This window comes from Spirochaetales bacterium (genome assembly GCA_016930085.1).
GTDB lineage: Bacteria > Spirochaetota > Spirochaetia > SZUA-6 > JAFGRV01 > JAFGHO01.
Genome location: JAFGHO010000099.1, coordinates 1 through 23,244 on the forward strand (window position 1 = coordinate 1; position 23,244 = coordinate 23,244).

At 46.7% G+C, this 23,244-nt stretch carries 23 protein-coding genes; 11 read left to right on the forward strand and 12 right to left on the reverse strand.

The window, feature by feature from the left end; all coding sequences use genetic code 11:
• Positions 1-263: 263 nt before the first annotated feature.
• Positions 264-755, reverse strand: a complete 492-nt coding sequence (locus JW881_16705; protein MBN1699162.1) for a hypothetical protein — start codon at positions 753-755, stop codon at positions 264-266.
• Between the two features lie 216 nt (positions 756-971).
• On the opposite strand from JW881_16705, the gene JW881_16710 reads away from it, so the two are divergent.
• From JW881_16710 to JW881_16760, 11 genes are all read left to right on the forward strand, one after another.
• Positions 972-1,394, forward strand: coding sequence for a GPW/gp25 family protein (locus JW881_16710; GenBank protein ID MBN1699163.1), 423 nt, complete (start codon positions 972-974; stop codon positions 1,392-1,394).
• On the forward strand, positions 1,369-4,485 hold the full coding sequence (locus JW881_16715; GenBank protein ID MBN1699164.1) for a putative baseplate assembly protein: 3,117 nt from the start codon (positions 1,369-1,371) through the stop codon (positions 4,483-4,485). The genes JW881_16710 and JW881_16715 overlap by 26 nt, the downstream gene beginning before the upstream one ends.
• Before the next feature lie 45 nt (positions 4,486-4,530).
• Entirely contained in the window at positions 4,531-5,076 is a 546-nt protein-coding gene (locus tag JW881_16720) for a DUF4255 domain-containing protein (GenBank protein MBN1699165.1), read from the forward strand.
• Between the two features lie 52 nt (positions 5,077-5,128).
• Entirely contained in the window at positions 5,129-6,349 is a 1,221-nt protein-coding gene (locus tag JW881_16725) for a phage tail sheath family protein (protein ID MBN1699166.1), read from the forward strand.
• A 234-nt stretch (positions 6,350-6,583) separates the two neighbouring features.
• On the forward strand, positions 6,584-7,045 hold the full coding sequence (locus tag JW881_16730; GenBank protein ID MBN1699167.1) for a hypothetical protein: 462 nt from the start codon (positions 6,584-6,586) through the stop codon (positions 7,043-7,045).
• Positions 7,046-7,069: 24 nt separating this feature from the next.
• Positions 7,070-7,474 (forward strand): DUF1257 domain-containing protein, encoded by a 405-nt coding sequence (locus JW881_16735; protein MBN1699168.1) that lies wholly within the window; start codon positions 7,070-7,072, stop codon positions 7,472-7,474.
• A gap of 149 nt (positions 7,475-7,623) precedes the next feature.
• Positions 7,624-8,457: a PASTA domain-containing protein gene (locus JW881_16740; GenBank protein ID MBN1699169.1), complete on the forward strand. Its 834-nt coding sequence runs from the start codon at positions 7,624-7,626 to the stop codon at positions 8,455-8,457.
• Between the two features lie 167 nt (positions 8,458-8,624).
• Entirely contained in the window at positions 8,625-10,139 is a 1,515-nt protein-coding gene (locus JW881_16745) for a hypothetical protein (protein MBN1699170.1), read from the forward strand.
• A gap of 77 nt (positions 10,140-10,216) precedes the next feature.
• The gene (locus tag JW881_16750; protein MBN1699171.1) at positions 10,217-10,552 is read left to right on the forward strand and encodes an FHA domain-containing protein; all 336 of its coding nucleotides are present in this window, start codon (positions 10,217-10,219) and stop codon (positions 10,550-10,552) included.
• 34 nt (positions 10,553-10,586) lie between these two features.
• The gene (locus tag JW881_16755; GenBank protein MBN1699172.1) at positions 10,587-11,738 is read left to right on the forward strand and encodes a VWA domain-containing protein; all 1,152 of its coding nucleotides are present in this window, start codon (positions 10,587-10,589) and stop codon (positions 11,736-11,738) included.
• Positions 11,739-11,833: 95 nt separating this feature from the next.
• Positions 11,834-13,231, forward strand: coding sequence for a hypothetical protein (locus JW881_16760; protein ID MBN1699173.1), 1,398 nt, complete (start codon positions 11,834-11,836; stop codon positions 13,229-13,231).
• A 48-nt stretch (positions 13,232-13,279) separates the two neighbouring features.
• Here the strand turns inward: JW881_16760 and JW881_16765 are convergent, their stop codons facing one another.
• The 11 genes from JW881_16765 to JW881_16815 form a co-directional block, all read right to left on the reverse strand.
• Entirely contained in the window at positions 13,280-13,783 is a 504-nt protein-coding gene (locus JW881_16765) for a hypothetical protein (protein ID MBN1699174.1), read from the reverse strand.
• A 38-nt stretch (positions 13,784-13,821) separates the two neighbouring features.
• The gene (locus JW881_16770; GenBank protein ID MBN1699175.1) at positions 13,822-14,625 is read right to left on the reverse strand and encodes a DUF4157 domain-containing protein; all 804 of its coding nucleotides are present in this window, start codon (positions 14,623-14,625) and stop codon (positions 13,822-13,824) included.
• A gap of 19 nt (positions 14,626-14,644) precedes the next feature.
• Positions 14,645-18,322, reverse strand: a complete 3,678-nt coding sequence (locus tag JW881_16775; GenBank protein ID MBN1699176.1) for a hypothetical protein — start codon at positions 18,320-18,322, stop codon at positions 14,645-14,647.
• 187 nt (positions 18,323-18,509) lie between these two features.
• Positions 18,510-18,881, reverse strand: coding sequence for a hypothetical protein (locus JW881_16780; protein MBN1699177.1), 372 nt, complete (start codon positions 18,879-18,881; stop codon positions 18,510-18,512).
• 26 nt (positions 18,882-18,907) lie between these two features.
• A complete protein-coding gene (locus JW881_16785; GenBank protein MBN1699178.1) occupies positions 18,908-19,129 on the reverse strand; it encodes a hypothetical protein in 222 nt (73 codons plus the stop codon).
• The gene (locus tag JW881_16790) at positions 19,130-19,564 is read right to left on the reverse strand and encodes a hypothetical protein (protein MBN1699179.1); all 435 of its coding nucleotides are present in this window, start codon (positions 19,562-19,564) and stop codon (positions 19,130-19,132) included.
• A gap of 36 nt (positions 19,565-19,600) precedes the next feature.
• Entirely contained in the window at positions 19,601-20,320 is a 720-nt protein-coding gene (locus tag JW881_16795; protein MBN1699180.1) for a pentapeptide repeat-containing protein, read from the reverse strand.
• 6 nt (positions 20,321-20,326) lie between these two features.
• The gene (locus tag JW881_16800; GenBank protein MBN1699181.1) at positions 20,327-20,770 is read right to left on the reverse strand and encodes a hypothetical protein; all 444 of its coding nucleotides are present in this window, start codon (positions 20,768-20,770) and stop codon (positions 20,327-20,329) included.
• Positions 20,771-20,779: 9 nt separating this feature from the next.
• Entirely contained in the window at positions 20,780-20,983 is a 204-nt protein-coding gene (locus tag JW881_16805; protein MBN1699182.1) for a DUF2997 domain-containing protein, read from the reverse strand.
• A 65-nt stretch (positions 20,984-21,048) separates the two neighbouring features.
• Complete coding sequence (locus JW881_16810; GenBank protein MBN1699183.1) at positions 21,049-22,608, reverse strand: AAA family ATPase; 1,560 nt, start codon at positions 22,606-22,608, stop codon at positions 21,049-21,051.
• Positions 22,609-22,674: 66 nt separating this feature from the next.
• Complete coding sequence (locus JW881_16815) at positions 22,675-23,229, reverse strand: radical SAM protein (protein ID MBN1699184.1); 555 nt, start codon at positions 23,227-23,229, stop codon at positions 22,675-22,677.
• Positions 23,230-23,244: the final 15 nt, after the last annotated feature.

Sequence of the window (23,244 nt, forward strand, 5' to 3'; positions counted from 1 at the left end):
CCGTACTGGTAATAATTATTCATCGCATGTTCCTTTTTACGATAATACCGGCTCCATTATATATTGTTTACTTGAAAAAGTAAAGACCATAATAATGATGAGTATTTACGGATTTTTTCAATGAATATTGACGGGGAATATCACTTCATGGGGCCGTTATCGCGTGATGCGGGTAACGTCGATACCGGCTGCGGCGAATATGTCGGAACGATATCGTTGTCGGGGTAATTACGTATGTATCGTATGTTTTTATTTATTTCATTTTACCGGGATAATTTCGCCGCCCTGCAGTAACAGCGTAATCCGCGATCATAATCCCCTTCGAAAAAGGCCAGTTCTCCGAGTGCGGTCATCGTCTTGCGATCATCCGGTTTCAGGTCGCGAATCGTCGAAAAGAAAAGCCCGGCATCCGTATAAAAACCACGGTTTTTTAAAAAAAGGCCGATATCGTAAAGAGCGGCCGGTGCCGGTAATGATTCAAAAACCGGATTCGCTTTTAAAAAGGCAAGCATTTTAAGCATAATTTCCCTGAAAGGGGATAGATCCTTCTCTTTTTCGAGAAAACGTATGCATTCGGACACTCCGCACGCCAATAAAGCGGCGACGATGACACCGTAGAAGAATCCTTTTTCTTTGGGATATGTATGATATGCATCAAGAAAGCGATTCATGGCCTCCCGGTAATGGCCCGCGCCCAGATGTTTCATATATGTCGAAAACATTGCATTGATCGTTCCGCCGTCAGGTACAGCCATACGTATAGTTATATCGTTTTCCGGTTGCCGGTGTCAATCGTTCCGTCTCCGGTTATTTGGGTGTTGACAGGTCACGGCAATTATGGTAGGCTTGGGCTGATTGCCGATGGTGCGGTCGTTCGTTTGATTATTGAGGGATAAACAGGACTCGTTATCGGTAAGATATTTCGTGCATACAGATAAGCAAACAGTAAAAAAAGTGATAGTAATTATACGATGAGAAAAGGCAGTTTTTTAGGTGCAGGTTGGGCGTTTCCGTTCGAGATCGATCAATGGGGAAATGTCGAGATGTCCTGTTTTGAGAAAAGTATCGCCGAGTCGGTACGGCTTATCCTCTCGACAAACAAGGGCGAAAGAATCATGAGGCCCGATTTCGGATGTTCGATCAATGACCTTGTATTTGCCCCGAATAATGCAAAAACCCAGAATCTTATCTGCCATTATATCGAGGAAGCGCTTGTGAAATGGGAACCGCGGATTATTCTGGAAAAAGTCGAGGCGTTTACGGATGAGCATGACGAATCGAGAATAAATATCAATATCGAATACAGGATCAGATCGGTGAATACGTATTTTAATATGGTTTATCCGTTTTATCTGGAAAGAGGCGAAAGTGATACCCAGTCCCAATTTGGATGACAGAACCTATCAGGAAATCGTCGATGAGGCGATCCGTCTTATACCGCATTACTGTCCCGAATGGACGAATCATAATCCGACAGACCCCGGCATCACCTTGATCGAATTGTTTGCGTGGATGATGGAAATGACGATATACAGGCTGAACAGGGTTCCGGAAAAAACATATCTCACCCTGCTCGACCTCATCGGACTTTCCTTTATGAAACCGCAACCCGCTAAAGCCCTCATCTCTTTTTCACTCGTTGACGGTTACGATGGTTTCGTGAAGATCAAAAAGGGAACGCAGCTTTCGACCACGAAAACCGAATCCGCCGGATCGATCGTATTCGAGACCCAAAACGACGTCTGCGTAAAAAATACCCGCCTCGCATCGTGCATCGGAACATATGACGGGCGGGTAACGGACAATCTGGCGATACCCGAAGAAAAACGCAAGAAACACGGATTTTTCCTTTTTTCCGGTACTAATGAAATCAACCGTTATATCTACATATCCGATCCGGTCCTTGGTTTCCTTGCCGACAATAATGTCTGCAATCTGGTATTTCATAGCCCTTACAGTATTACCGGTTTTGACGACGAGATTATCAACTTCCTGAGCTGGGAGTACTGGAACGGTAAAAAGTGGGTGCTGATCGATTATACACGAGCTTTAGTGATTCAGAACGCGGAACCGGAACTGGAACAAAAGTTCAAGAAAAGGGACAATGAATTGTTTTTTTCCGGTCCGATCGAAATCGATGAAACGGAAATAGACGGGAAGACCGGTTACTTCCTGAGGGCGTCTTTAGTCGATCAGCCCGAGAAACAAAAATGCTTCGATATTATCAGTATCAGCATTAACCTGCTTTTCGGCGGTGAAGGATTGAATCCGGACGCATGTATCTGCAACACGGAAAACATGATTTTCCACCCGATCGATATTACAAAAACATTTACCCCTTTTGTCGACATACCGGGTTACAACGACGCTTTCTACATTGCCTCAAACGAAGTCTTTTCAAAGGAAGACTCGGAAATCATCATTCATATCGCATTGAGTGATGAGGCCGGTGTCGACAAGGCGGAACCTCACAAGGACCTCCTTCTCAAATATGAATACTGGAACGGGAAAAACTGGCTGGCTTTGGGAGGAACGACGACAAGCGGCGTGGTCAAGACCGACGGCAAGGAAGACTGGTACAGGTTCAGGGATGAAACGAACGCCCTGACAAAAAGCGGGTTTGTGCGATTTCATCGTCCTTCAGACATGAAAACGACGGGGGTCAATGGGGAAGAGAATTACTGGATCCGCGTGCGAATCAGCGCGGGTGATTTTGGTACGGCCGGTAAATATGTTCAGACGAAAGAGGGAAAATGGGAGTGGATATACGAGCGGCCGGTTAAACCGCCGATGATCAAGTACATCCGCCTCTCATACCGGGCGGACAAAAAGCCGCCCGAATGTTTGAAGGTGTATAATGAGTACAGCTATCAGGATTTTACGGAAAAAAACGCAGCGCATTATTCGGAAAGCCGGGACGACGAAAAATTCGCGGATTTTTATAAAATTATCAATATAACGAAGGAAAAATGCCCGATTACCTATCTTGGGTTCGACAGGGAGTTTCCTCCCGGAGATACCGGTATTTATTTCAAATTGAATGAAGAAAAAAAGGTGAGACCATCGCGGGAAATGGTCGTCGATCTTTCACGGACCGGCGTGAAGGATATGAAAAGCAAGCGGGTGCTCACACTGCGATGGGAATATTGGGATGGAAAATCATGGACGAACCTGAGTGTGAACGACTATACGGACAGTTTTCACGAATCGGGTTTTGTCGAATTCAGAACGCCTGAAAACCATAAAATCAAAAACGAGTTCGGACATAAGCTTTACTGGATGAGGATACTCTTCGAATCCGGCAGCTTTGAGTTTTCTCCCATTGTCCATGATCTACTCCTCAATTCCGTTTATGCGTTCAATCAACAGACTTTCAGGAATGAACTCCTCGGGTCGAGCAACGGAGCGCCCGCGCAACGGTTTGAAATTTTCCATAAACCGATTTTGCCCGGTATCGAGCTGTATGTTAAGGAAAACTGTATTCCTCCTGAAACGGAAAAAGAGCTTATTCTCGAGGAAGAAGGCGGGGATGCTATCGTTGTATTGAATCAGGGAAACGGAGACAGGGAGGAAATATGGATCAGGTACCATGAAGTCGAAAATTTTTATACCTCAAAACCGTATTCCCGGCATTATTGCATCGATTATCTTTCCTCCGTCATTATTTTCGGCGACGGAACGCGCGGGATGATTCCCCCGAGAATGAAGAACAATATCAAATTGATGAAATATAAAACGGGCGGCGGAGTTTCCGGCAATATCGGCGGCCATGCGATTACCGTACTCAGGGAAAATATACCCTATGTTTCCGGCGCCGTAAATCATTATCCTGCCGAAGGCGGGGCCGATCTGGAGAGTATCGAAAGCCTCAAGACAAGGGCGTCGAATGTCTTTCGTAATTTGAACAGGGCGGTGACGGCCGAGGATTACGAATGGCTCGCCATGGAGGCATCGTCTTCCGTCGCAAGGGCGAAATGCCTTTCGAAATGCGGCAGTCACGGTGAAGTTATTCTCGTTATCGTCCCCCGTCTCGATCCGAGGGATATCGATCTTAAGGAAAAATTAAATCCCTCATCGGAACTTATACGGAGGGTAAAGGAGTTTCTGGAGCCGAGGAAACTGGTGGGAACACGGCTGCGTGTGGAACCGCCGGCTTACCGGAATATATCGGTTGAGGTCAAGCTGATCTTTAAAAAAGATGTATCCGAAGTTCAGGGGATAAAGGCGGAAGTGGAACATTGTATCAGAAGGGCCCTCCATCCGATCACCGGAGGATTGGACGGAAGGGGCTGGCCGTTCGGAATGGCCCTGACCAGGAATGAAATCTATAATGTGCTTGAAAAAGTGGATGGTATATACTATATTGTTGAAATCGAGATAAGGGATAATGACCTGGGCGCACAGATCGACAAGGTGATTCTCGATGAGGACAGTCTTATCCATATCGATTCGATAACGATAATCGACAGGAAATATCATTTTTAGACTATGGAACAATCGGCGATAATCGAGAGGGTAACGGACGCTCTATTGCAAAAGATAACCGGGATAAAAAGTACTATCAAGGGTATCAATATCTGCATGGAGACGGAAAGAAACAAACTCAGGGAGAAATTTCCCCTTATCAATGTGCTTTTGATCGGAATCGAAGAGACGGGTATACAAAACCGGTATGACAAGATCAAAATGAAAGGGATAGATAAAAACAACCATGAAATTGAATATTTCATGGTGCCGGCAACGATGGTGAATCTCACCTATATGGTAACTCCGTATTCCGACAAACACGCAGAAACATGCAGAATGATGGGGGCGCTCGTCAAATTGTTCAAGGATGATTATCTCATCGAGGTCGACGGATTCGATTGGGTTGAAAACGAGGGGAATCCGGTTCTTATTGAAGCCTCGTCGCCTTTACCGCTGCCCGAACAAATACGGGTTTTTTCGGCGATGAACCTCGATTACCGGCCTTCACTTTTCTACCGTTTGAGACTCGGCATCGATTCGGGCAAACAGGAAGTGTTTAGACGGGTAAAGGAAAGAAAATTCGAGACGGTAAAAAAGCCGGAAAATTAATTATTTACGGTTTCAATAATATAATGTGATATTATGGTTAAAGGAGGAAAAAATGCCACAATATTTAACACCCGGTGTATATGTCGAAGAAGTCGAAAGCGGTTCCAAACCAATCGAAGCGGGGGCCACAAATATCGTCGGTTTCCTTGGTGTCGCGGAAAAAGGTCCGGTCAATGAACCGACCATGATCACCAACTGGTCTCATTATGTGAGGACATTCGGCGGATTGAACAGTAACGGATGGCTCGCGCACGGAGTATACCTTTTCTTTCAAAACGGCGGAACAAAATGTTATATCAATAACCTGAAGAAGGTAAAGGATACGAAACCGTCGACGCCGGCCGCTGCGGAAGCGAAAGATGTCAAGGAAGAAAAAAAAGTCGCGTCCGACAAGCCCGATGTGATTGAGAACCCGCCCGATCTGACGAAGCTCATCATCGGTAAGGATGAAGGGCCCGGAAAGAAAACCGGTCTTTTCGCGTTTGACGGAATTACCGATATTTCCCTGGTCTGTGCACCCGGGGTTGTCGATCCTGCGGCCCAGGATGCGCTGTTGAGTCATTGTGAAAAACACAGATTCCGTATGGCTATTCTTGACGCGCCGGAGACAATCGAAAAAGGACTCGATACGATTCCGATGCCGAGGGATTCAATGATGGGGGCCTATTATTTTCCGTGGGTGGGCATGTACGATACTGAACTTGAAAAAGAGGTATACGCACCTCCCAGCGGCGGTGTCGCGGGGATATACGGACGCGTCGACAGTAAACGCGGCGTTCACAAGGCACCGGCGAATGAAATTTACAACGGTGCGATCAGTGTCAAATATCCGCTGACCGATATCGAGCAGGAACTTCTCAATCCGAAAGGGATCAATTGTATCAGGGAGTTCGAAGGACGCGGAATCCGGGTATGGGGTGCACGAACCTTCAGCTCGAATTCCGAATGGCGATATATAAATGTGCGGCGGCTTTTTTGTATGGTGGAAAAAGCGATCCAGGACGGGACGAACTGGGTCGTGTTCGAACCGAATACACGTGACCTCTGGAAAAAGATCGTCAGAAATATAACGGCGTTTCTCCTGCGGATATGGAAGGACGGGGCGCTTTTCGGCGATTCTCCGGAAGAGGCCTTTTATATTCGATGTGATGACGAATTGAATCCCCCCGAATCGATTGATGCGGGTTATGTCATTTGTGAAGTGGGTATTGCACCGGCGAAGCCGGCTGAGTTTGTCATCTTCAGAATTACGCAAAAACCGCTTGGCGAATAATGGTTCATGAATCGGCAGCCCGGTTGTGGGCTGCCGAAAGCGGGTCGGACAGTGTAAAACCGCACAACATGGTCAGATATGGATCATAGCAGGGACGCGCTGCCTTGTATCGGGGATATCACGGTTTTCCCGTGGATTTCATGATGCGGGAAAATGTCGGTTTTTTCTTTAATACTGATCGCTTGCGGGCGAATGGCTGTTATGCAAAACGCACTTGTATGAGGAGGATATGATATGGACAAGATGAGAAGAATAATATATGCCGGCATGATCGCCGTATTGACGATCATGGGTGTCCTTGCATGTAAGACAAGCGGGGGAGCCGAACCGTTTGTTCTCGAGGAATTGTTCCCGGAGAACGACAAGCCGGCAGAGAAATCCGCCGGTGATAAACCCGTTGAAAAAGAGTCTTCGGAACCGGTTCCGACGCGAGCGCCGAAAGTCTTGTCGGGAAAAATTCTGGAAGTCCATTACAAACGGGGCAAGGCGGTGAGTATCTATATCGGTCTCGGTTCGAGTACTAAAGGTATCAGGAGAAATCTTGAAGGAACCATCTATAACGATATGGCGAAAACGGAAGAGATCGGCAGAGTCAAACTCACCGAGGTTTTCCCGAATATGTCATTGGGGGAGATTATAGCACTGACCCATGAAATTTCGAAAAAAGACGGTGTTGTGGCTTTTGAAATAGATTAAAACGCAATAGGGGGAGGGAAGCGTATGTCGCATTTTACAAGAGTGAAGACTCAAATCAGGGATTTGTGTACGTTTAAAGAGGCCCTTAAAGAACTTGATATCGAATTTACTGAAGCAGGGGAAACGCAGGATGTCACCATCACCGGATGGCAGGGGAAAAAAGAAAAGGTCCTTATGGAATTAAAGACGGGTTCGTCCTATTCAGTCGGACTTGTCGAAAATAAGGAAGGTTCATATGAGTTCGTCGCCGATTGGTGGGGGGTTGAAACATACACCGGGATCACCCGGGAAGATTATATCAATAAACTGACCCAGAAGTATGCTTATTGTACGGTTATGGACAGGATAAAGGATAAAGGCTACGATATCGTAAAAGAAGAGGTTGACGGGAAACAGAATATAAGGATATTGATCAGAAAATGGGCGTGAAAATGTACCGGGCTTAAACAATGACGTGCATCAACATCAGTTGAATTTCGGAAGGGATTGAAGAGCCTTGTGAAAAAGGACTATGGCAAGTGTATATTTATAAAGCCTGACAGACGCTAACATTCGGTAAAAAACAAGAGGTGGCTGAGTTGATTCATGGTACTGAATTGGACAAGACTCATTTGAAAAACAAGATGGAGGAAAATATCTGTGTCCCCGATATTACCGGGATGTATTTCCCCATGGCGCTGCAATTTATTGCGTCAAAAGGTTTGCAGATAGGGGATATCAAGTTCGATGACGGGAAAGACATTTTCACGGTGATCGGTCAGAGTATTTCCCCCGGTACGACGGTGCCCGTGGGAACGTCGATCAATGTGAAGATATCCAGTTCACATCCCCTCGCTTATTTACCGTCGGTTTTCCAGTCAAACACGCTGCTCAAGAAGTACCTCTGGATATTTCAGCATCTTCTCAACAGCATATATGTGAAACTCGATAATATCGAGCAATATTTCAATCCGCTTCAGGCCCCGGAGGCCTTTTATAAATGGCTCGGCTCGTGGTTTTCCGTTAATGTCAATTATGCGATATCCGAAGAAAAGATGAGGAGTCTGATAAAAAATATCGTGCGCATTTATCAATGGCGTGGAACATCGCGTGGGCTTGCCGAATATCTCGAAATCATGACGGACGTAAAACCGCACATCATTGAAAATTACAAACCCTTGAACGAATATATCCTCAAAGGCGAGAACCTGATCAACAGCAGGGTTCTGGAAAGAAGTACCTCACCGTATTATTTCACCGTTGTGTTTCCGGTTGAAGCGGATTATTTTTCACTTGATGCGATCAGAAAAATCAATCAGATAATACAGTCGGAAAAACCGGCGCACGCAGATTTTTATCTGGATTTCGTACCCAGAGAGAAGAAAGAAAAGGAAGAACCGGTAATGATTCTGGGAGAATCGTTCATTGAATAGCGATTGGTCCTCATAACAGGGACGGGACGGGTTTTGCCGACGTCACAGGACGGCGTCGTTGAGGTATCGTAACGGGCCGCAGAAGAATGCGGCCGAATAAAGGCAATAAAGGTTATTGGCAAAAAGAGGAATATAGGGTAAAAATAAAACAGTAAAGAGGTATTGGAATGGAGCAATTTCGAAAACCGAATTTTTTTACGGGTTTGCCCGCAACACCCAAATTGTTCAATGAGGTTCAGGATTACCACCTATCGAAAGAGAATTTTTACAATGTCATTTTTCGGGGAGCGGGTATCGTGCCGGGAGTCGCAGACGAATTAAAGGTCTCGCCCATCAAGAAAAAGGGGGGCAGTTTATCCGTTGAAATCGCGAAAGGCTTCGCGATCGATAAAAAGGGGAGGGGATTATTCCTGTATGACGCGGTAACAAAGACGATAGACCCCAAAAAGTACGATCTGCCTGCCACAATCTTTATTATTTTACGTTATCACGAAGTTCCTGAGGATTTTTTCCAGGATCCGAAAAATACGACATATCAGGGATACCAGCGGAAACTTGAAACGGCGACCGTCGAGATTACGGACAGGATTACGGATGACAGTTGTATCGAACTGGCTAGAATTCGACTCGAAGAAGACAGGAACGAAGAAATCAAGGCGATCGCGATGCCAAAGGACATCGCGAAACCGGAAAGCAATGAAATTGATGTGCGCTTTGTGACATGGGTGAGATCGGCACAGAGCGGATTGTCGCCGTATTTGAAGGATTATCTGGCAAGTATTCTCGATGAGACCATCAAGGTGGCAAATGCAGCCTATGATGCGGTGAATCTGCCGGGATTGAGAGAATTACAGACGTTCGCCTTCAATGCGCGAATGCTGGTCCAGGGAAGCGATATTGCTTTCCGTGACTGTATCTACCTGTTTTCTCCGATTTTTGATGTGAATAAGTTTATCCTGCAGGAAATGTATGATTACGAAAGGAAAGCGGAAGAGAAAAAGGGTGTTTTTACGACAAAAAAGGTATTTTCGGATTACAGAAATACAATCTATGAAATGGGTGATAAAATCAAGGATTTTGACGGAAGTTTCGAAAAGCTGGATGCCATATTGAAATCCCATAAAAGAACGATAGAAAGCCTGAGAACGCTGTTCAGTAAGTTCATCATCAATTGGGAGGATATCAAGGTATGGAATACCGATTTCCCGCCCGTACTGATCATTGGAAACGAACGCTACACACTGGCGGATTATATCGATTTCGGCGATCCTGAAATTGTGAAAGCGCATGAGGTGAATTTCAAGGAAGCGGAAAACCTCACCAACCAGAAGGAAGCGAGCAAGTATCCCGGAAGCACACAAGAGGTCATCGACAAAAAAATCACCTATCATGGAGGTTCGATCGGGTTTACGATTAATAATCTTATAAAAAGAAGAAAATTAATCCTTATCCGCCGGACGGATATTTTCCATGGGAATTATGATGTCGAGGTGACGATCGGTTCCTCGACCGGTCTGCAGATGCATATCGAGGGTATCGATCAGAAAAACAGGTGGAGAAATTTTTTTATACAGGTCGATGAGGAAATGATCGACGCAAATTCCCTGCCGTGTTCGTTCATTATGTCCCAGGGGAACAAGGATACATTCGGAAAAATATGGATATATCAGCTGTTATATTAAACAATCGACTTTATCAGGGGTGAAGAAACATGACAATGTTTGGAATCGGAAAAAAATGTAAAAAAGGAGACCATCTCATGGATCCTTCATGGAAAGTGTGTCCGAGATGTTTACCTCCTGTTTGCGGGTGGCTCGTTATCATGAGCGGTGAATATAAAAACGAAGTGTACACGATTCATGAAGGTTTGACGAAAATAGGAAGTGCGAAGGATTGCGATCTGATCGTCCCCATTAAGGAAAAGGAAAAACAAGGTATTCTCCTCAGATCCCAAAGGGGTTCATATACCATAAAAGATCTCGGAGAACTCGAAGAAGGTACCTATTTGAACGGGGCGAAAATCACGGATAACGCCATTACGGACAGCGATATGATAAAAATAAGTGACCTTGAATTGTTGTTTAAGTGTCTATAAAACGTCATATTACAGGGAAGGAAAAAAAGGGAATATGAAAAAGACCATAATGCGGCTCATTATCGTCGCGGCAGGCATGTTCATCGCTTCATTGCTTCACGCGGATGACGGAAACCTGGCGGTTCATATCGATCAGATAATCGACAGGAATTTTCCCGTCCTGGAAGTATTCGTTTCCGTTACGACAAAGGATCAGGAACCCATTTTGCAGCTCGTGGAAGGAAATTTTTCCGCATTTATCGACGGGAAGGAAATGAAATCGAAAATAAATATCGAGCAGTTTGTTTACGCAAAAAATATGGGCGTTTCGTTTTATCTGTTGATTGACAACGGTGGCGTTATGTACGGAGAACCGATGGATTTTCAGAAGCAGGCCGCAAAGATGCTTCTTGAAGACATCGAGGAACATCCACAGGATACCATCTCACTCTACACATACACCGATGAGGCCGTCCAGATTTTCGAGAATGAAACCTACAGCGACAAGTTGTTCGACAGCATCGATGAGATTGAAAATACCTTCAGTCCGCCCAAACTCTACGATTCGGTCGCGAATGTCGTGCGTAAAATAAATCCGGAGGTCGCAAAAAAGCGCAAAATCATTATTATCACGTCGAACGGAAGGGATGACGGAAGTCAGTACACACAGGAGCAGGTATTCGAGATGATCGACAAGCTGAATATTCCGGTCTATACAATCGGGTTCAGGGTCATGGGAAATGAAAATCTCAATCTTCTCGAAAGTCTTTCGAATCACACGGGAGGCGCATATATCTTCGCCAGACGGCAATCGCTTATCCCGAATAACATGAAAACGATCATCGAACAGGTGAGAAACGGCTATATTCTCAAGTTCAGCGTGAATGAAATCACGGGCGCTGATGATTACCACCAGTTGAAGATCGCCGTAACGCATAAAGAGGGAGACGCATCTTTCTACAAGAACTTCTTTGCAAAAAAAACGCCGTTCCCCTATACCCTCGTTATTATCGTCATTCTTCTTGTTGTGATCATTGCCGTCGCACTGGCCGTTATCGGTATATTGTTTTTCACGCAACGATACCGGATTGAAATCGGAACGATCGCCCGGTGCAAACAATGTAAAAGAAGGATCAAAAAGGAATGGGTCGAAGAGTGCCCCTTCTGTAAATACCTGGACTCCTCGAAAAAGAAAGAACCGGCATAAAGGCGTTTATAGCGTGCGGGGTGTCATGACGGCCGGGTATAAAAGCATATCGGCCTCGCCGATTAAAACCTGTTCGCAGATGGAGAGAATAGTGTATGCCAAGATGGTCTCCTGACGGAATCATTACGAAAAATCGACTTATATCCTATGCCGAAGAACTCTTTGACCTTTTTCGAAAACACGCACGCGCTTTGATATATTCTCGTAACGCCGTCTATCAACCCGGTATGATCAACGACCATGTTCTCAAACTCGAAGAAATGCTCGATAATTTCGACGATCCGTCCGCGCGTCTTGCTTTTCAGAAAGAGATAAAGAAGGAAAACAGGGAAGGGATTACCAGGCTCATTAATTATTATATCGACGGGCTCGACAGACTCGGCGTGGATTACACAACTGTTTTGAATCGTCCCGTCACAAAAACAGAAACATATATAAAGGAAATAAAAAACAAAACATTGCGGCATACGCTTGCTTACGCGTGGCGGTACGGCGACGAAGTGACAAAAAAGGCGGTCCGTAATGTCCTTGACGGAAAGGCGGATATCGCCTTCGATTGCGATCCGTATGAAGCCGAAGGCAAAACCACCCGCGAGGGAGACCGTATCACCTACCATATCTCAAGTAAATACGGAAAGGCATCCAGGAAAAACGATCTCCTCTACGCCTCTTTTATTATGGGACACGAATCATACCGTGACGGAAAGGGGAGCAAGAATATATTCACGACGCGCCGGGCCGTAAAGGCGGATGTTGCGATGGCCAGGAAAATAACCGAAGATCACGGTATGGAGGTCCTCGACGATCATCCGCAGATGAAGCGGCTTTTAGTTTTTCACGAAATGATGGGTGAGGAGGGATTCGAGAAATATATCGATGAATACTACGATTCGAGCAAGGATTATTTGAATATAGGAGAGCTCGATGATCATATGGACGCGATAAATTCGCTGAAAGAAAAAGCCGCCAAATCCCGGGACGCCGCTATGGGTTATTACAAGTCAATCGATGAAACCTTGAAAAAAGAATTGCGATTCACCGAAAAATCACACCGTGAACACAGGGCAATCGCATTCAGCGGGGACTCAGCCTGTATCAGCGGTTATTCGGAATACAGAGATATGGCAGAAAGAAACGCCCTTCAAAATAAAATGAAATTGAAAAGTTTTGATGAATTGTATCGAAAATCCGATGAATTGACGCAGAAGGTGATGCGGTTCTGCGGGATGATGAATATGAAGATGACGGAATCGAACGCTTCGCACGCGGAAAAGAAGGCGTTGGTGTCCCGGCTCGATCTCGATAATATCATCGTGCCGGCCGCCGACATTTCGATCGGTGTGACATGGAAAATGTGCGATGAGCCGGATTACGGCCATTATAATTGCAGGGAATTTATGAAGCGGGCATCGGCATATTTAAAGAATATAATTGTCGTTAGCGATAAAGATTCGACGTATTTATTTAAAGCCGGTGAAATGATAAGCATATAATCCACTACAGCTTGTTGCTTCCACGATAGAGTCGAGCCAAGAAAAAAGCTATTTTTCTTTTATGAACTGATTGAACTGATGCCCTTCAAGGTGATTGATAAATCCTCTCTCGTTTATTCCTATGAGTATAATGCCGTTTCCCTGACGCAATAATGCTTCCTTTTTGTTTTTATCTATTTTAACCATTATCGTCTGGCCTTTTATATCAACTTTATAATTATCAAATTTCTTTTTTCTAATATGGTCTTTAAGAAATTGTCCGTTACCTTTACCCATAAAATAGCGGCATATATGTAAGGCCATTTTTAAGCTGATTAACGTTGATGTGAAGCTTTTCGTAAATTGATTTGAACGTCTCTTTGCTATTTTTTTTGCATTTTCGGCATTGAGACTTCCTCCAGTCACGACATGATTTTCCAGAAAAGCTTTAGTTAATAGTCCTTTTACCGTATTTTCATTTTTTGTTTGTTGAATATAATAGTCCAATAACATTGTACCGTAGTCATCGATATTGCTTCGATATATCTTTTCCAATTCTGTTTCATTGATCATATTTTTAACCTTTCGATTATTGTTGGTCTATTCCCCCCTCATGGCCCCCCGAATATTTTCAACATGAATGCGGCATAATCCTCACTCGTCATCATATGCTTCTCTTCTTCAATCCTTGAGAGCAGCGTTTTTTTCACTTCTTCCTTCACCTTGTCGTACTGCCTTCGGGTCAGTCTTACTTTTTTTCCGTTCGGGAGGATCAGTTCGATGATCGGTTTATCGCGCCTCATCCGGAAATCGTCGAGGCTGCTTCCCGTTATATGATGCAGGCGCCGCGGCTGTGATCCGTCCGTAACCGCTTCCTCATCGGGACGGCCGGCGTGAAGATCGGGATCTTCCGAGAAGAGGGAGTTGTCGGTATCATGAAAGCGAAATGCGGAAAGTATTTCTTCCACTTTTGCCGCTTCATATTCATGGGTCGCTTCGTCCTCAAGATACACCATCCTGTCTCCCCGTTGAAATTGGCGGACATGCTGGAGTTCATGGATTAAAAGCAACAGCCCGGAATCGGTTTCCGGAGAGTATTTGCCGTCGGCAAAATAGATATCACTCCCGATTGTCACGGCATCGGCCCCGGCGGACTTCGCGAGGCGGTCGGCATAGGAGCCGGTATGAATTTTTACGGATGAAAAATCGGCATCGAGCACCCGTTCGGCCTTGTCCCTGAAAACGGCGTCAAGTCCGCTGATATGGTCCCCGTCGTTTTCCGTGCTGCGGATCAGTTCATCCACTCCGGATAGCGATGGAGAAGCGATACGCGTATGGCCGTATTCCGTATAGAGTTTTTGAAGCAGCAGGGTCAGCTTGATGATTTCTAGGGATAGTGTTATCTTTTCACCCATATGGCCTCCGGTCCTTCTCTCATCTCAAATCCTCATCGATTTCTCTCATGATTTCGGAAATAATATCATCCGACGCCTTCCTTATCACATTACCTTCATCGACCCCCTGTTTTCCGCCTTCAGGGGAGCCAGTGTACGGCGAGATCGATGGACTTCGCGTAAGCATCTGCTTGTCGTAAATGTAATGCTCTTCGATTCTTTTCATTTTTTCGTTATCGGCGCCCGATTGTGAAATATCTCCGGGATGCCTATCCGGCCGCCGTCGTTCCTTGGCATTGGTATCAGCGATATAGGGAGTTCCCGGGGGAGCCGGCGGTGGATTCGAAGCAGGGCCGGTCAAAGCCTGGTTCGTGATCTGTTGTTTCAGTTTCTTGTACGGCAACGAATAGGCGGAATCCGATTCGGTAATCCCCGTTTCAATACTGCCGGCAGGTGCATCGGGGAATACGATGGGTTCGGTGTTCGCTGAGATCGGAGATTCCCCCGGTATTGAAGCGAGGGATTTTTTTACGGAGGGATGGTCCGGTTCGTGCCCCCGCGGCTGCTTGATCTTGTTATAGGAAGAAAATATAAAATTCTTCAATGGCGGGGCAAGCCGATGTAATGATTCGGCGAATGTCGTCCTTGTAATGCCGGAACCGGTTGTGCTGTTTGACCATCCTATGGGTGCGAAACGGCCGGTTTCCCGTGTTTCGTCATGAAAAAAGGCCGGCAGCTGTAGTTTCCGAATGCCGAATGTTTCGAACTGTTCGACGGGAACGCTGCGATACCGGATCGGGATCGAAAGGAAAAAGCGGGATTGCGAGGACCCGTATGCCTTTTTATGTGCATTGAGCAGGGTATCAAGCTGACCGGTATCGAGGCCGGTCCGGGCAAACATGGGGGAGCGTACAAAACGATTGTATTGTTCCCTGTCGAATAGATTGGCGGGTAGCGCCTGTAAATCGGCCGCAGGCACTGATAGCGAAAGTGTCTTGAAAAGACGGAGGTACCGGTTTTTGACAAAGGGAGAAACGGTCGATAAAAAACGTGAAAAACGTGCCTGCATGACCGCTTCTGCGATAAAAGGTTTGAGTGCGGAGGAAATACCGGAATCGGAACCTTCGACCATTGCGGCCGTCGCACGGACGAAGGAGGAAGGGGTTGTTCCGGCAATAGCGGCACGATTCCGTCCGTATGTGTTGAGGGCGACGGGAAACGCCTTGGAAAAAAGCGACCGTTTTTCACCGGATAATTTCGTTTTCTTCAATATATTCCGTATTTGAAGGGCTTCCTTTTTTTCAATATCGTTTTGCACGAACACGGGAGACGAGACAAAGGTCGCAACATCCTTTTTCAAAAGGCCGTCGTAGTCGAACGGGGTTTCAAACGGCACCCCCGCGCGCGGGATGCCGGACCATAATCCGGCCGCCGAGGCGACGGTATAGTGCATCTCGGGTGAAATATGTACTTCCTTGTTCATGATAGTGGATTCGATGATTCGGAACGCACCGGTCAGACCGATACCGGCCTGTTTGAGCCGGTAAGGATATGCCCGTATCGTGTTTATGATCGCCTTCGATAATTGAAGCCGGTGTTCGCTGGAAACGGCGGTATTCCTGAGGAAATCCGAGATTTCATCTATATTTTCTTTGGTAAGGCCGCTTTCTTCGATAAGGGGGGAGGAAACGAAACAGGAAAAATCTTCTTCCTTAAAAAGATCGATATCCTTATCAAAGGGTTTCCAGTAAATACCGACATTGCCTCCGCCATACATATCATATTTTTCATACCGGACGCGGTGGGGATTGCCCTCGGATGCCTCGGCGATGACCGATGAAAGCGTTGCTTCCAGAAATACACGTTTGTTTTTGAGATTAGATGCTTCGGGACGGCCGGCTATGACGGCCGCAATGCCGCGAATCAGTTCTTCGGGTTTCATTCCGGTACTCGATGCGATAGCCCTGTAGTGCGCGAAGACGTTTTGAACGGCGCGCGAAAATGCGGGGCGGAGCCCGGGTGCGATGTCCTGGGCCATGACGGTACGTTTAATGTTCAAGCACGCCTCATCGCCCGTCATCGGCCTGCATTCTTTATCGATCCAGGCGTTCAACTCCTGCTCATCGAAGAGATTGTAATAATCGGTATTTTTTCTGAATACTCTTCGGAATGACGGGATCGGCGTCAGCGCATCGGTACTCATGCCGTCCGATACCAGATCATGAAAGCTGATCTCCGTCACGATCTTTTCGCCGCCGTTAAGTGCCGAGGCATTTCCTTTCACTATGACATCGTACGCGCATCGAAGCACATCGATCTGTGCGACATGAGAATGCTTGAAGAGCGTTTTGTAATTAAAAAGGATGTTCTGCACCGTATTGGAAAAATCCTTTCGTTTTGAAGGGGGGATATCGATTGTATTCAGGTATCCGGCGGATGAGTTTTCCAGCACCTCGTTTACCGGCGCCAGGCCCAGAAAAGTGAGGAGGTCTTCCTTTTCGTCGAAGATATTGAGGGCGGCGGTGTATGTACGGGCCGTCGTACTCGGCAGGAGATCGTCAAAAAGCTCTTCCCCGCCGGAGGTTTTCTTTTCCAGCGTAAAGATACCGGAGACAATGGAATCGGTTATGTTTTTTTCCGTTATTTCGTTCTGCATGGCATCGAGCCGTTTCATGAGTTCCGGATCCGTCTTCGTGTAGAAGGCGGTCTGCGGCGTGATAAACTCTTTGAGGACTGATCTGTAATACCCGACGGAATCGCCCCCGGTATCCAGAATCACGATTCCGGAGAGTGAATCGATATTGTTGCCGCGTAATGTTTCTTTAAGCCCGGTGAGGGAGTTCTCCCGGTCGATATATCTTGCGCCATAGACATCGCCGGTGACCGTATAATAGACCTGCCTTTCACCGTCTTTGAGTAAAGAGAGGCTGTCAAAGAGATACGCATTTTTCCCGGCCTTGAAAATACCGATATCGCCGTGCTCCTGCGTCTTGCCGAAAAGGGAGGCCGCATTTGTGGTATGTTTACTTTTGTCGACGAACGAAGCGGTTTGCGAGACGGGAATTTTTTCCCATATCCCTTTTTCGTTAAAGCCCGCGATCCAGTTTTTCTTTTCAACGGTATTATCAGGGGAATACCCCTCGGACCAGTTGAAACCGGATGTGTCCGAAAGGACATCGTGACGTATATGAAGTTTTTCGGCCATGATGTCGCCGGAGACTGTTGAGTCCTGGTAAAGATACGCGTAATAGGTATTCGGATCCCGTTGAGAGACGTTCAGGCTTTTCATGTTCCGCCGTTCTTCCCTGATTTCCGCCGGGAGAAGCCGGTCGATTGAAGAGCCCTCTTCTTCCATCTTTCTTTTTGTAATGTGAGTAAAGCGGCCGCTCGTCCCCGCGAATGTCCAGTAAATTTGCCTGAGGCCGTAGTATGCGATCATCTCCTTTTGGAAGCCTTCGAGTTTTTGTACATCAAGTAATCCTTCGGAAGTAAAAAATTCCCTGTCGACGGATATATACGCCGTATCGGGGTCCGCGTAACCGTTTTCTTTCATGATACGGGTGAGAAGTTCCTCCGCGTTGTCTCTCGAGGCTTCGATCTCAGTTTCGGATGAGCTTTGAGATTTCAGCACCGCGTAATCCCTCACCGCTTTTTCAATCGCTTCCGATTTATCCCTGAAAAAGTCTCCTTTACTCCATTCCAAAAAATGATGTAACATGGCCGTCACCTTTCCTGAGTTTCGTATTTTTTTCTCATAGTGTCATTGATACGCCTGTTCATATCCGCAATAAGCGAAACCCATTTTCTTCGTTCATTGTGGCACATCGACATTATCTCGTTTCTGGACCAACTGAAATGATACGCGATATAGGCCACCTCCCTGTAGATTTCTTCAGACAGGCGGCCTATTGTTCCCCCAGCGAGGAAAACTCTCCTATATACCTGTTCTTGCAGGCACTGCATTGCAGGGGGATCATTTTGATCACCCGGTGATTGATCTCGTTGAGAAAATCGACCAGAAAGGCGAAATCCTCGGGACAAAGCCGCTCGATCGTTTTCGAGGTGACCAGCTTTTCGGCGTCGAACTTCGTGATCACCCGTGAAAGAAGAACGATATAAAAATACGATTCATTTTCCTTGACGCGGCTGTCGTGGTAGACCTGAATGAGATCCTTGACTTTGATGAGTCTCATGACGCCCTGAATCTTTCTGTATTTTCCTTCCTTGTCCACATGGCCGCGTGGGAGAACAAATTTGAACTCTGTCCGTATTTTCATGGTATTCCCTTTCCGTCGATTGCCCGTTATTCAGTCTCCCCGTTTTGTTCCGTCCGGGGCAGTTCGATATTTCGTTCTTCGAACCAGTTCAGTACGAAGAGGTTCATCCGCTCGAGCGTCGCTTTATTCATCGCTTCAAAGGCAAATTCCTCCATAATGTCCCTTTTCACCGCATTACGATACTGCTCGAGGCTGACGGGTAATCGAAACTCCAGTTCACCTGTGCGTTTATCGACCGTTACAAACATTCAGTCATCCATATCGAGTTTTCTAAACGCTTCATAATCATTTCCTTTCCCGCCGGTCGCGTTTCTTTTTTCCTCACTCCCGGGAGGTTTTCTCTCCGGCGGCTTCGAGCTTTGTTCCGTTGTCTCATTTTCGGTAAGCTGATAGCGTTTATGCTCGAGTGTGATAAACACGTTGCCCCCTTCAACCGAAAACATGTTCAATTCCCGGATATGGTCGTAATTTCGTTTCATTTCGGTCATCAGCTCCCAAAAATCGGCGATCGGTCTTTGCCGGGGGGGGGTGGCGGTATCGTTGTCGACGATATTTCCTTCGTATTGAAGTTGTTTGTCAATGACGTATACTTTCAGAAGATAGGCGAGGGTCGCTCTGAGTGTTTCGGTATCCATGCCGGACATGGCCGACAAGATATCATTCACCGTATCCGTGTCTTTCATACCGCTCCTTTGTCACGTGTTCTTTCGATACACCGATTATAATGTATTAATGAAACTTGATAAACCGGGAAACATCGCGTTTTCCGGTCTATACCCGTCATTACCTGTTCCCGTGCCGGTCCGGCACCCGATGAACCGGCCGCGATCGGCGATCGCCCCTTCCGTCAGGGCACCCCTCAAATCACAGGCGATAAAAAGCGAACCGGAAAAATCCGATTCATACATGTTCATATTCGAAAAATCGCAATCCAGAAAAACGGAGTCGATAAATCTGGATTTATTCAGGCCCGCCAGATCTTTCTTCTTAACGGCTTTGAAAGTAACGTTCACCGCGATGCTGTTTTCAAACTTCGCCTTGAACATTTCGCAGTCGGTAAAAACCGCGTTGACGAGATGGGACTCTCGAAAATCTATACCGTGGACGATACAATCGGATACGGTGAGATCGAACAGCCTGGAACGCGAAAAATCGCTTTTCATGAGATATGTATGCAGGAACGTGGATGAATGCTGGAGGGAATGAGAAAGATTGATTTCCCTGAAATCGGATCCGTCCACGTACAGACGTTCCGAGGTCATACGTGGGATTTGTCCGTGATTCAACGATGAATGGAGAATCCGCACGTCCCTGAAACACGCGCCCGACAGGTCGACATTGTCGAGACTATTGTTGACGATCTCGTCTCCGGCGAAAAGCCCCGTTTCCTTGTATCGATAGAGTAGCGTTTCTCTGGAGTGTCTTTCGTAGATGGCCATGCCGGGTTATTTCTCCTTTATCGAGCCGCCTTTATCCTGGACAGTCTCTCCTTCTTCCGGATTTTCTCCCTTGTAGTAGTAATGCATTTCATCGAACAACTTCGCCATACGAATTTCATCCGCATTACCGCACGCCGGACAACGCGTGACAATCTTCCTTTCCGTGGGACTGTTCAATTCCCGGTACAGCATCTGCAGGTAGATGAAATCGACTTCATACAGATTTTCAAGAATATCCGTCGTGACGGTGACATAGTCTCCCAGCCGGGTGATTACCTGACTCAGTACGAGGAGGTCGCGGTAGCGTTTATTGAATAGATTTCGTTCATCCCGCTGGATCACGATTTCGTCATGAGCCGTCGCCGGCCGCATCTTTCCCTTCCTCTGCAATGTGCCCTCGTTGTCGATGAATCCGAGCGGAAGGGAGAATTCGATTTCATAGGTTTCCATGGTTCATCCTCATCTGTTTTCTTCTATCTTGTTTTTGACCTTCTTTTCCGGGTTGAAGTACTCGGAAGTTTTTTCCTTTGACAACACTTCGCCGAGGTCGTTTTCGATATCTTTTGTCAATTCGACGCACCGCGGTCCGTCGATGCCGCTGACGGTAAGGCTTACTTCCCCGGTACTGGTGATCGTAATGTCTATGTCATGTCGTTCTGCCATTATAATTCCTCCGTTTTTTTGCTTGAATTCGAGGCGGCGGGACAACCCCGATTATAGTGCCGCCGTCACATTTCGAGTTTTCTTATTTGCTCCTCCTCATCGACCGGACCAAGCAGGCTCGCTTTTCGCGCCCGTGTTTTTGCCCACTCGCGTATACGCTTTATCTCTTCTTCCATTGTCTGGGAGAGGGGGATCATTTCCCCGATACTCTGCTTCAGATAGGCGTCCGTGATATCTTCCTCATTGTCGAAGGCGTCGTATAAAGCGGAAATAATAATCTGTTCGATTTCGGAACCCGAGTAATTCCTCGTCATTCCCGAAAGCGCCTCGAGATCGAACTTCGATACATCCCTTTTCCTCTTTTCAAGATGAATGCCGAATATTTCATTCCTTTCATCCGTGTTCGGTAAATCGATATAAAATATCTCGTCGAATCTTCCCTTTCGCAACAATTCGGGGGGAAGCTGCGAGATGTTGTTCGATGTGGCGACCACGAATACCGGACTCTTTTTCTCCTGAAGCCATGTGAGAAAGGTACCGAACACACGCGCGGTTGTTCCCGCGTCGGTGACACCCGAAGACTGCATCCCGGAAAACCCCTTTTCAATTTCGTCGAGCCAGAGAATAGAGGGTGCGATCGATTCGGCGGTCATGATCGCACGCCGGACGTTTTCTTCGCTGCTTCCCACGAAACTCGAAAACACCTTTCCCACATCGAGCTTCAGCAGGGGGAGTTTCCATAATGAACTGATGGCCTTCGCGGTCAGCGATTTTCCGCATCCGGGAATACCGATGAGGAGGATCCCCCTGGGCTGGGGCAGTCCGAATTCCCGCGCTTCTTTTGAAAAAGCGAGACTTCGTTTTCTAAGCCAGGTTTTCAGGTTGTCGAGTCCGCCGATACTTTCAATACCGTCGGAGGAGCGGTAGTATTCGAGAACTCCCGATTTTCTGATGATCTGCTCTTTCTCCGAGAGTATGATATCGATGTCGAAATTCTTGGTCTGGATGAGGGATTTCGCGAACACGTTTTCCGCCTCCACGGCCGTCAATCCCAGTGCCGCTTCGAGGACCTTGTTTCTTAGCCCTTCGTTTTCATGGATATTCAGTTGTGACGGGTTATCCACGGAACGCATGAACTTCTCCACGATGTGATCGAGTTCTTCCTTGCCGGGAAGTTCGTAGTCGATGACGGCGACCTCTTTTTCGAGTTCCTGTGGTATTTTGAATACGGGTGAAAGAAGAATGATATTTTTCCAGCTTTTTTTCAATATTCTGTTTGAGTCACGCAGTTTTCTGATAACGACGGGATCTTCAAGGTAGGGGTGGAAGTCCCGAAGAATAAAAATACCCGCGATATCGGTATCCATGATGTAATCCAGAATCTTGATGGGATCCCGGAGATCCGGCTTGTCGTTGCCGCCGGCACTTTCGAGCCCCTTTGTTATGGACCAGAAAAAACATTGTATGGTTTTGTTTTTCGTCGCGGAGCGGTTTTTCGCGATTTCCGTTAACGCCTTTTCGACCCGGACCTCTTCGTATGACACGATATTGATAATGGAATAACTCGCCCTTATGAGATATTCTATTTTTTTATCTATGGTGACCTTATCGTCGGCAACAGGCATAGCGTGCTCCTTTTATTTAATTTTGCCATACTTCCCGGAAATTTTGCCGGAAGCTATGGTATCTGCTTAAAATCCCGTGGTCGTTACCAGTCCTTCGCGACTGATATGAATCTCTTCAAAACGATCGGGCATATATACCGATGCTTCATATGCTTTATACCGGTCAGTAAGAAAATGAATCCGCTGATTTCCCGAACCAGCCCAGCGCGCGGTCGGCGGACTAAGGCGGTCATATCTGCCGTCCACGAGAATATCGGTTGCGGCAAGCAGACGCCGGAAGTACGGATCCTCCGATTCGAGAATTTCGGCTTTGGTATAACCCGTGTATACCATGATACCAAGTCCGTTTTTTCGTGCCCGGTCCGCGAGTCGATACACACCCTCCGCCTGATAAAAGGGTTCTCCGCCAGAGACGGTAATGCCCTCCACTTCGGAGTAAGGTATCAGTTCCATAATCTCGGATACGGTCATGATTCTGTTTTGCCGGTGCGAACGGGCGGCCTGGTTGAAGCACCCTTCGCAATCGAACACGCATCCCTGAACCCAGACGACCGTTCTCCTGCCCGGTCCGTTCGCGACGGAGACAGCGGCGATATCATGGATATTGAGTTTCCGTTTCATTCCGTTCGCACCAGA